The organism is Bradyrhizobium sp. (genome assembly GCF_019244115.1).
Taxonomy (GTDB): Bacteria; Pseudomonadota; Alphaproteobacteria; order Rhizobiales; family Xanthobacteraceae; genus Bradyrhizobium.
This window is the reverse complement of sequence record NZ_JAFATE010000669.1, coordinates 1-9,816: the sequence shown is the minus strand read 5'-3', so window position 1 is coordinate 9,816 and position 9,816 is coordinate 1. Positions and strand designations below refer to the sequence as shown.

Annotated in this window: 9 protein-coding genes; 3 read left to right on the top strand and 6 right to left on the bottom strand. The window is 64.9% G+C overall.

What is annotated here, in order from left to right; translation table 11 throughout:
• On the bottom strand, positions 1 to 194 hold a 194-nt coding region (locus JOZ76_RS29130), incomplete at its 3' end, for an FAD-dependent oxidoreductase (RefSeq protein WP_291704603.1).
• Positions 195 to 455: 261 nt separating this feature from the next.
• Here JOZ76_RS29130 and JOZ76_RS29125 point away from each other — a divergent pair.
• The gene (locus JOZ76_RS29125; protein ID WP_291704601.1) at positions 456 to 2,744 is read left to right on the top strand and encodes a spermidine synthase; all 2,289 of its coding nucleotides are present in this window, start codon (positions 456 to 458) and stop codon (positions 2,742 to 2,744) included.
• A 146-nt stretch (positions 2,745 to 2,890) separates the two neighbouring features.
• On the opposite strand, the gene JOZ76_RS29120 is transcribed toward JOZ76_RS29125, so the two are convergent.
• The 4 genes from JOZ76_RS29120 to JOZ76_RS29105 are packed head-to-tail and all read right to left on the bottom strand — an operon-like array spanning position 2,891 to position 7,323.
• Positions 2,891 to 4,003: a hypothetical protein gene (locus tag JOZ76_RS29120; protein ID WP_291704599.1), complete on the bottom strand. Its 1,113-nt coding sequence runs from the start codon at positions 4,001 to 4,003 to the stop codon at positions 2,891 to 2,893.
• Positions 4,003 to 4,671 carry a 5-bromo-4-chloroindolyl phosphate hydrolysis family protein gene (locus JOZ76_RS29115; RefSeq protein WP_291704597.1) on the bottom strand — a complete coding sequence of 223 codons (669 nt, stop codon included), beginning with the start codon at positions 4,669 to 4,671 and terminating at the stop codon, positions 4,003 to 4,005. Before JOZ76_RS29115 ends, JOZ76_RS29120 begins: the two co-directional genes overlap by 1 nt.
• A complete protein-coding gene (locus tag JOZ76_RS29110) occupies positions 4,668 to 6,230 on the bottom strand; it encodes a substrate-binding domain-containing protein (RefSeq protein ID WP_291704595.1) in 1,563 nt (520 codons plus the stop codon). Before JOZ76_RS29110 ends, JOZ76_RS29115 begins: the two co-directional genes overlap by 4 nt.
• 34 nt (positions 6,231 to 6,264) lie before the next feature.
• Positions 6,265 to 7,323, bottom strand: coding sequence for a toxic anion resistance protein (locus JOZ76_RS29105; protein WP_291704593.1), 1,059 nt, complete (start codon positions 7,321 to 7,323; stop codon positions 6,265 to 6,267).
• 112 nt (positions 7,324 to 7,435) lie between these two features.
• On the opposite strand from JOZ76_RS29105, the gene JOZ76_RS29100 reads away from it, so the two are divergent.
• Complete coding sequence (locus JOZ76_RS29100; RefSeq protein WP_291704591.1) at positions 7,436 to 7,789, top strand: hypothetical protein; 354 nt, start codon at positions 7,436 to 7,438, stop codon at positions 7,787 to 7,789.
• 503 nt (positions 7,790 to 8,292) lie between these two features.
• Here the strand turns inward: JOZ76_RS29100 and JOZ76_RS29095 are convergent.
• On the bottom strand, positions 8,293 to 9,132 hold the full coding sequence (locus tag JOZ76_RS29095) for a L,D-transpeptidase (protein WP_291704589.1): 840 nt from the start codon (positions 9,130 to 9,132) through the stop codon (positions 8,293 to 8,295).
• A 301-nt stretch (positions 9,133 to 9,433) separates the two neighbouring features.
• On the opposite strand from JOZ76_RS29095, the gene JOZ76_RS29090 reads away from it, so the two are divergent.
• Positions 9,434 to 9,775, top strand: coding sequence for a hypothetical protein (locus JOZ76_RS29090; protein WP_441300124.1), 342 nt, complete (start codon positions 9,434 to 9,436; stop codon positions 9,773 to 9,775).
• Positions 9,776 to 9,816: the final 41 nt, after the last annotated feature.

Here is a 9,816-nt window from a genome sequence, read left to right as displayed (position 1 = left end):
GGGTTGAGCAGGCTGACCGTATAGGCCGCGACCGAATTGCGGAAGCCTGGATGAAACTCCTCAGTGACGGCGGCGCCGCCGACCACCTTGCGCCGCTCGACCACGCTCACGCGCAGGCCTTCCCTGGCGAGGTAGGCCGCGCAGGCGAGGCCGTTATGTCCGGCCCCGATGATGACGACGTCCGTCTCGTTCATGTCCGTTTCATCGATGACTGATTTATCACTCCGTCATTCCGGGACGGTCCGTAAGGACCGGACCCGGAATCTCGAGATTCCGGGTTCGCGCTTCGCGCGCCCCGGAATGACGTCGTCGTGTTACTAGCGAACTCGCACGGCGCAGGACAGCGTCAAGTTACAAATTGACTATGTCATCCGGCATTGCCCGGGTGGCTGGCCTGTGCTCCATTCCCGCCGACGGCGCCCTTAACTGCCTGTCCGATGTGACCCGGAGTCCTCATGAGTCCCAGCGCGCCGTCCGCTCTCGCCGATGACCCCTCCGCTTCGCGCAGCCGTCTGGTGCTGGTGGTCTATACGGCGGCGATCTTCCTCAGCGCGCTGCTATTGTTCTCGGTGCAGCCGCTGTTCACCAAGATGGTGCTGCCGCGGCTCGGCGGCTCGCCCGCGGTGTGGTCGGTCGCGATGGTGTTCTTCCAGACGCTGCTGCTGGCGGGCTACGCCTATGCGCATGTCCTGATGCAGATCAGGAACCGCAGGATCGCGGTCGCGCTGCATCTCGTCCTGCTCGTGGTCGCGCTCTCGACGCTGCCGCTGTCGATCGCCAGCGGCTTTGGCGAGCCGCCGACCTCCGCTTACGCGTTCTGGCTGCTCGGCCTGTTCGCGGTCTCGATCGGCCTGCCGTTTTTTGCACTCGCCGCCAACAATCCGCTGCTGCAGGCCTGGTTCGTCCGGACCGGCCACCCGGCCGGCCCCGATCCGTATTTCCTCTACGCCTCCTCCAATATCGGCAGTTTTTTGGCGCTGCTGTCCTATCCCGTGCTGCTGGAGCCGCTGCTGACGTTGCGGATGCAGAACCTGTTATGGACATCCGGCTACGGCCTGCTGATCCTCCTTATTGCCGGCTGCGGCGTGATGTTGTTGTCCTCGCCCGCGCTTGCCGTCGCGGACCGCGCGACCGAGGAGACCGATGCGCCGCCACCACAACTGCCGTTGCGCGCGCGCTGGATCTTTCTCGCCGCGGTGCCCTCAGGGCTATTGATCGCGGTGACCGCTCATATCTCAACCGACGTCGCAGCCGCGCCGCTCTTGTGGGTGCTGCCGCTGTCGCTCTATCTGCTCACCTGGGTGCTGGTGTTCCAGTCGCGCCCGCTGCTGCCGCACAAATGGATTTTGATGCTGCAGCCCATGGCAATTGCCGGCACGATCGTGCTGCTCGCGGTCGGCGGCGAGCAGAACCTGCTGTTGACGCTCGGCGGCCATCAGCTCTGCTTCTTCGTCATCGCGATGGCCTGTCATGGCGAACTCGCACGCACGCGCCCGGCGGCCAAATACCTCACGGGCTTCTATGTCGCGCTGTCCTTCGGCGGCATGATCGGGGGGCTGTTCGCCGGACTGATTGCGCCGTTCGCCTTCTCCTGGGTCGCCGAATATCCGATCCTGGTGGCGCTGGCGGCGCTGTGCCGTCCGGCCGATGGCGGCGAACGGCTGCCGCGGCTGGTGCGCTGGACCTGGCTGGTGCTGGCGCTGCTCGCGGTTGCGCTCATTGTTCCCACGATGCTGCCGCCCGGCCGGATCTGGACGTGGCTTGGGGATCATCGGGTCTGGGTGGCCAGCGGCGTCGGGGTTTTCGCCGCGGCGCTTGCGATCGTGCTGAATGCCGATCGCTGGAAGATCCTGGCGGCCGTCGCGCTGGCGCTGGTGCTGATCCGCATCTATCCGGCCGATGACGGGCGGGTCGAGACGGTGCGCAGCTTCTTTGGCGTGCACAAGATCGTGGTGACGCCGAGCGGCCAATATCACGTGCTGATGCACGGCACCACGATCCACGGTGCGCAAAAATATCTCAATGACGACGGCACACCGGTCACCGGGCGGCCGGAGCCGATCTCCTACTATCACAAGGACGGCGGCATCGGTCAGGCGATCACCGCGGTGCGCGAGCGCAAGGGAGCACCGCTCCGCGTCGCAGTCATCGGCGTCGGCTCGGGCACGCTGGCCTGCGCCGCCGAGCCGGGGGAAGACTGGAAATTTTTTGAGATCGACCAGACCATGGTCGATGCCGCGCGTGACCCAAGATACTTTTCCTACCTGCAGAACTGCGCACCCGACTTCAAGCCTGTCATCGCTGATGCGCGGCTGACCTTCGCGAAAGAACCGGACGGCCTCTACGATCTCATCATCGTCGACGCCTATTCGTCGGATGCGATCCCGATCCATCTTGCGACCGAGGAGGCGATGAAGATCTACAAGGACAAGCTCGCGCCGCAGGGCGCGGTCGTGATGCACGTCTCCAACCGCCACCTGGAGCTCTCCAGCGTGATCGTCGGCATCGCCGACGCCAACGATCTGAGAAGCTGGGTTTTCAGCGAGGATTCCGGCCGCGATGACGAATATATCTTCTCCACCTCGGTGGTGGTGTCGGCCCGCCAGGAGGCGGATATCGGCAAGCTCGCGTCATCCGAACAATGGGCCGAGACCGAGGCCGACGAGAAGCAGTGGGTCTGGACCGACGACTATTCCAACATCATCGGCGCACTCTACCGCCGCCTGCGCGACGGCGAGCAGTAGGGTTCATTGCTCGTCATGCCCGGCCTTGTGCCGGGCATCCACGTCTTGCTTTGTGGCCGCACACGAAGACGTGGATGACCGGGACAAGCCCGGCCATGACGGCGGAGATGACGACTCGCTCATGCCGTGCACTCTGAACCCGCGAGCTATGCCGTAAGCCGGTCGAGCAGCGCCATCATGACCGGCGCATCCGGCATCGGCAGCACGGCATCGACGCGGTCGATCAGCCGCGACTGCAGCAGCGGATTGCGCGCCTTGCCGATGCTGCCGAGCGGTCCGCGAAAGCCGTGATCCTCCCAGGCGAGTTCGAGCACCGCTTCGTTGGTCAGCGCGTCGACCAGATCGTCCGCCTCGCGATTGATGCTGATCAGAGGATGCGCCGAGAACACCGTCGGCCGGGGATAGAGGATGACCGGCTTGGCCGGCGCGTTGGCCTCGACCCGCTTCCAGCGCTCGGCATCCTGCAGCACCCATTCGATCAGCTGGTTCTCGTAGCCGACGATCAGCGGCTGGGCGCCGGCGCCCCCGGCAATGTAGTCGTCGAACAGTTTGCCGGAGGAGGGCGGCTTGAACCCCATGCGCTTGAACACGGTGGCGACGTCGCCGTCGATGCGGCCGAGCGTGTCGAGCATCACCACGTCGCCGCTGAGCAGGCTCGCGCAAAGACCCGCGAACATGAAGCCGGAATTCGACCTGTTCGGATCGGTCGACACCACGCGGGCGCGGCCGAACAGGTCGGCGACGCCGAGCGTGGCCCAGTTTTCGCCCGCGATGATCGCCTTCAGCAGCTTTGAGAGATCTACGAAGTAACGAGGACCGCCGGCCGGTTCGCCAAAGCCGGCCTTCACGAGACCATCGGCAATGCGGTCCCAGGAATACAGCACGATCGGGGAGTTGAAGATCACCTGGTCCCGCGAGATTCTTACGCCGCTGCTGCGTGCGACCTCGACCAGCACGGATGACGAGGGCCACAAGAATTGCGGCTTCTGGTCGAGCAGCGCGCGCTCGCGCACCATCTCGACCGAGCCGGCGCGGCGTGCATCCAGGACCAGGCCGAACCGGCGCTCGAGGAGGCCTCGTACGCGCGCATTGGTGAGAAAACCTTCCTTCTCGCCGCCGGCGAAGCCGAACAGCCGTTTCGGCTCGCCGAGCGGACCGGCGATTTCCGGATGACCGCGCAGGAATACGTAGCCGCCGGTCGCGGCGGCGCTGGCGGCGACCAATCCTCCACCCAGGATGGCGCGGCGCGAAATGGCCATCAGGCCCTCCCTTTGCCTTGATTGGCGGTGATCTCGGCAGTTGTTCTGGCCGGCGCGATCGCTGGCCCGAGATCCTCATCGAGGGAGCTTTTCAGAAGCTTCAGCTCGATGTCGAGCTTGTCGAGGTCGGCGTCCCGCAGGTTCGCCGCGTAGCGGGTGAAGGCTGCATCGAGCCGGTCGATCAGTTCGCCGGTCGAGGCAAGCCGCGCGGCGTCTGGCAGCGCGCTCTGCTCGAGTGCCGCATAGGCCTCCGCGATTTCGGCGGCGCGCGGCAGGTAGTAGGTCAAAAACCGCCGCACCCGCTCGACCCGCAGCGGATCCTTTTCCAGCGCCACGAAGATGCCGCGCGCTACGCTCGCAAGATGGCGCACCCGCGCGGCAATTTGCGGAGCGCGGATCGCTTTCGCGGCGGCATCGAGGCGTGGAGAAAGCGGCGCCGCGTCGGTCAACAGTTCGCGCACGAAGGCGATCTTGCCGCGCGCCACGCCGCTCGCATCGAGCTGCGGGAAGGCGCTGCGCGGTGTCATGAGGACACCGATGCCGCCGCCGGCGGCCGCTCCGATCAGGCAGGCGAGCCAGAACGGCATCCCGCCTGCGATCGCCAGCAGCGGCACCATGACCGCGGCTGCAACCCCAGCGATCAGCCAATTGGTCCCGGAGCCGTTCAATTGTAGCCTCGCACGGCGCGAAACGCCTCCGCCAGGTTTTTGGTGCCGTCAAAAACCCGGCCTCCGGTGAGCTTTGCAAGGTTGTCAAGCTGGGTCCGATCGGCCTCGTCGCCAAAGGTGACACCGAACACCGGCACGCGGTGACCTTCGGCCCGCCATGGCGTTTCGAAGGTCGCCATGCTGCCCTGGCTCTTGCCGTCCGTCATGATGACGATGGCGGCCAGATGCTGGCCAGCGTCGAGCGCCGGCTTCATGGCGGCGAGCGCCTGCGCCCCGCAGGTGTAGAAATCGGTGCCGCCGCCAGCGCGCAGCGTCAGCGCGCGCGCAAGCAGCGCGGCCTGGTCCTTTTCGCTGCCGTTCGAGATCGCGCTCCACAGCACATGGTCGTTGAACGGCAGCACCACGATCAGGTCCTGCTTCGACCACTGCACCAGCATTTCGCGCGTCCGCGCCGGAGTCAGAAGGAAACGCATCGCATCGAGCAGCTCGCGTTCGCCATTGCCCTGCATGCTGCCGGAGAGGTCGAGACATAGGGCCGTCAGCGAGGGGCGGCGCAGCGCGTCCTGATAGGCCGACAGCGCGGTCTGGATCACCGAAGGCTCCGGCGGCCGCACCACCGTGACGGGCCGCGCAGGATCGAGATTGGTGGCGTCGTCGGCCGCTAGCAGGGCGGCGCGCTCAAGCTCGACCCGCCGGCCGGTCTTGGCGATGCGGGCCTGCGTGTCACCCTTCAGCAGAAAGGCCTGCAGGTCGTTGAAAAAAGTTTCGACCTCGCGGCCGCGGCCGCGGTCGACGAAGCCGAGCGGGGAATCGGCGACCGCGACGCCATCCGCAGGATAGATTGCATAGAGCAGTTCGCCGCCATCCGCCTTGAGCTTGTCGTTGGTCTCCTTGATGATGGCCTCGTAGTTCCACATCGCCTGGTAATGCGCGCCGGAGCGCTCGCCATCGCGATAGAGATCCGCGAGCCAGCCGCTCGATCCGGCTGAGCGTTCCACCCCGCGCAGCAGCGCGCGGACCGTGGTCACCACGCTGTCGCGGTCGAGGTCGCCGGCCTCGATCAGATCCGACTTGCCGATGGCGCTGGCCAGCATTGCGAGATAGGCGGAGGCGCCGGAGTTCGACTGCGTCGCCGAGGTCATCAGGAATTTCAGCCGTCCGGCCTCGACCGCGGCGAGGATGTCCTTGGTCGTGACCTTGGCGCCGATCCAGCCGAGCTCCTCGGCCTTGGAGCGGCGCACGCCGAGGATGACCGGCATCTGCGCGATCGATTTCACCGATTTCACCCGCCGTGCCGTGTCGAACATGTCGACCCAGATCGAGGCTGCCGGCCAGATCGCATCGGCCTGCGGATCATTGCCGGGCTTGAGCGACAGCGCGATGTCGAGCGAGCCCTGGTAGCGCATCGTGCAACTGGCGCCGCGCGAGGCGCAAAACTCCTGCACCAGCGGCGCCAGCACCTCGTTCTCCGAACCCGACAGGATCGTGAATGTTGGGCCTGACGGCCCGCAGCCTGCGAGCGTGATCGCGGCCAGCAGCGCGGCTGCCGCCCACCGCATGACGCCAGTCCTCGCAACGCTCATGTCTGGGCCTTTATGCCGGAGCCTTGGACAACGCCGTCTTCAGCTCGGAGGTCAGCTGCGACATCCGTTGCTCGATCTCGCCGCGCTTCCTGCGGCCTTGTTCCTGCACCGATAGCACGCCTGTGATGGTATCGATCAGGTCGCGGTTGGTCTTTTCCAGCGTCTCGATGTCGACGATGCCTCGCTGCGCCTGCTGCTCGATCTGGATCGCCTGGGTCTTCATCATCTCGGAGGCCTGGCGCATCATCTGGTTGGTGGCGTCGGTCACCGTCTTCTGCAGTTCGAGTGCCGACTGCTGGCGCTGCAGGCCGAGCAGCAAAATCATCTTCTGCTTCCAAACCGGAATGGTCAGCTCGGTGGTGGCCTGCAGGTTCTCGATCAAGGTCTCGTCGCCGGATTGCACGATCCGGATTTGCGGTAGTTGCTGAATGCCGATCTGGCGCGCCTGCTGCAGATAGAAGACGCGCTTTTCCAACCGGTCCAGCGCCTGCACGGCGTCCTGGTAGGTCTGGGTGGCCAGCAGCGCATCGCTACCTTGCGCCTGCGTCCTGGCGTTCCGTTCCAGCTCGGCGAGCTCGCCGCGCCGGTAGGAGGCCACGAACTCCTTACCCGCCGCGATGTAGCCGTCGAGGTCGCCGATCGCGATCCTGGTCTGCTCGTGCAGCTCGTCGAGCAGCGCAATGTCGTGACGCAGCGTCTCTTTGTTGCGGTCGAGGTCGACGCAGATGCGGTCGACCTGCGAGGCCACGTCGTCGAACTGCTCGGCGAAGCGGCGGACCCGTGCTTCGACCGAGGAGAACAGGCGCGTCAGCAGGCCGCTGTTCTTCAGGGTTGCCGGATCGAGGCCGCGCGCCTTGGCGAGGATGTCGGACAGCAATTTGCCGGTGGCACCGATCTCCCGGTTCTGGGTCTGGGCCAGGATGCGATCGGCAAACTCGACGACGGCGCGCTGCGCGCGATCTCCGAACGTCACGATCCGTGAACGGTCGGAAATGTCGATCATGGATTTGATTCGGGCGACTGCTGTGGGATCGGTCGTGACGGCGGGAAGATGGGCGGTGTCGCTCATTACTTCAACCTCTGGGGTCGAGGGTTAGGTAGGGCTCTACCCTACTGGATGCAATCCAATGACTAGATGACGGTCAGGCGCGGGTATCGATTTTTCTTTCATAATCAATGGCATGAAGCTGGTCCGAGTTTTTTTGCAAGCCGCGTTGGCGCCGCCGTGCTGGCCTGTTCAGGTTGGCGATGGGCTGGCTGAGGAGCCCGATTCCACCCGTGATTTCGCGTCCGCCATCCGCCCGCGGACGAAGGCTTTCGCGGCCTCGCGCGCGCCGTCGTCGACGAAACAGCGGAAGGAAATCGTGATCGCGGTGCCGTGCGAAATCCAGATCAGAAGGAGGTCGCGCCTGCCGGAGAATCCGGTAACCGCGCTCCATTGCCGATTCGGCTGCGATGTCCTGCTGATTAGAGTGATGCCGCTCGTCTCAAGTACGACCGTGCGGGAGCCCGACTGGCTGGCGCATCTCTCGTAGCAATTCCGTCGCGCGAGCCGTGTGCTGATCGCGGCGCCGATCCAGGACATGAGGATGGCGAGCCCGAATCCGAACAGGCTGCTTCGTCCCACCATCTCGAGCAACTCGGCATCCCGCGTGCGTTGTGCCGCGAGTGTTTGGAACATCAGGGCTACCGGGCTGGCGCTGAACAACACCGCAACCGAGATGGTGAAACCCGCGCCCAGCTTGGGGTACGGCGATCGATCGCCGCCGCGTAAATCACATCGTCGCGCGCGCTCAGGGTGTAGGTCACCGCAATGCGATCGGGAACCCGGTCGCTCATTCGTCGATCGTACTCATCACCGCGCAGTGAGCACGCGGCCACCGATATGACGCGGCAGGACCAGTCCAGGTTCAAAGGGGGGCGTTTCAAAGCGTAATGAATTGAGGTCAGGCCGGAGCAGCATGAGAACTGCCCTTCCCAAAAAGGAGAAAAAGTATTCGAGTTCGCGGCTAGATTGCTTTGGGGAGAGCTCGTCGCTTCAGTTCTGGTTATAATAATAGCGGCGCTGCTGATAGGTCGGCTGCGCCTGGTAATAGCCCTGCGGTGCGTAGTTCGGGTTGTTGTTGTAATAGGGCTGGGGCTGCGGCGGATAGGCCTGCGCATTGTAGAGCCGGCGACTGGAAGGCGGTGCCGGATAGACGCGCTGATCCGAGTTGCCGTCAGCCGGATAGATGTAGCCGTCGTCGATCCGCTGCTGTGGCATGACGCGGCTCTGCTGCATCGGCTGCGGTGTAATGTCGACCGGTTCGCCGGCGGCCGAGTATTGCTGCTGGGAATATTCCTGCTGATAGGTCCGATACTGCGGCTGATAGCCCTGGTCGCCTACCTGCGGCAGCTCGTGGCCGGCCGCCGCCGTCGTGATGCTGCGCGGGTTGCGCGCGAGCGCGATCTGCGCTGAACCGGTCAGGGTCACGGTCGTGTTCAGCACGCCCTGCTCCTCGACCAGCGCGTAGAGCGTCGCGGCATTGGCCTGGGACAGCCGTACGCAGCCGTGCGAGGCCGGCATGCCGATCTTGTTCTCGTAGACCGTCCCGTGGATGGCATGGCCGATCTTGGTAAAAAAGATCGAATGCGGCATCGGCGCGTCATCGAACTCCTTCGAGAAGTGGTCTTCCTCCATGCGGAAGGCCCTGAAGCTGCCGTTCGGGGTCTCGCGCGAGGGGATTCCGGTCGAAACCGGCCAGCGGTAGCGCTGGGCGCCATCGACCGCCACCGTCATGGTCTGCGTGTTCTTGTCGATGGTGATGTCGACCTTGGCCTCGGCGGCATGGCTTGCGAACAAGAGCAGTCCGGCGAAAGCAACGAGAAAGCAACGCATCTCTACCTCTGGCCTCCGGCCATTTTCCGCGACGCAGCGGCCCTTCTATATGCCCGAAACACCCGAGAAGTTCCAGCCGCCTGGATATCGCATCGTCGACCGCCTGCGCGCTGCAAACAAGCCCACTGCCGTTCACATGGCGTGACATCTTCGCGAGCGCTGCATGAACGCACGAGCGCGGCATTCGCGCAACACAGGCGCGGCATGACTACGCAGGCGCCAATTGGTCACAAAGGTGTAACCATTTGGCCGCATCCCGCCGTCAAGCTTTTCGGCGTCGTCGCAGGATATTCCGATGCAGATGCTCAAGATGAACGAGACCGCCGCAGTCGCCCGTGCGCAGCCGAGCTTCGCAAGCCGGTTCGCCGGCGCGGCCGCAGTGATCATCGCAGCGCTGGTGGCGATTGCGCCGCCGGCGAGCCGTGCCCAGGGTATCATACGCGGGGCGCAACAGGGGGCCTATGAGGGCAACCGCGTGGCCGGTCCGGTCGGCGGTGTCGTCGGAGGCGCGGTCGGGGCCGGCGTCGGCGGCGCTGTCGGCGCGGTCGAAGGTGTGCTCGGCGTTCCGCATCGGACCTATCGGCATCATTATCGCTGCCGCGGCTATTACGACAGCTACGGCTATTACCACTGCTTCAACTAGAACGCTGTCATTCCGGGGCGCCTCGAAGAGGCGAACCCGGA

Excerpts from the sequence above, each read along its gene's own strand:
- JOZ76_RS29125 (WP_291704601.1), top strand. The coding sequence starts at position 456 with ATGAGTCCCAGCGCGCCGTCCGCTCTCGCCGATGACCCCTCCGCTTCG.
- JOZ76_RS29120 (WP_291704599.1), bottom strand. The coding sequence starts at position 4,003 with ATGGCCATTTCGCGCCGCGCCATCCTGGGTGGAGGATTGGTCGCCGCC.
- JOZ76_RS29110 (WP_291704595.1), bottom strand. The coding sequence starts at position 6,230 with ATGCGGTGGGCGGCAGCCGCGCTGCTGGCCGCGATCACGCTCGCAGGC.
- JOZ76_RS29105 (WP_291704593.1), bottom strand. The coding sequence starts at position 7,323 with ATGAGCGACACCGCCCATCTTCCCGCCGTCACGACCGATCCCACAGCA.
- JOZ76_RS29100 (WP_291704591.1), top strand. The coding sequence starts at position 7,436 with ATGAAGCTGGTCCGAGTTTTTTTGCAAGCCGCGTTGGCGCCGCCGTGC.
- JOZ76_RS29095 (WP_291704589.1), bottom strand. The coding sequence starts at position 9,132 with ATGCGTTGCTTTCTCGTTGCTTTCGCCGGACTGCTCTTGTTCGCAAGC.
- JOZ76_RS29090 (WP_441300124.1), top strand. The coding sequence starts at position 9,434 with ATGCTCAAGATGAACGAGACCGCCGCAGTCGCCCGTGCGCAGCCGAGC.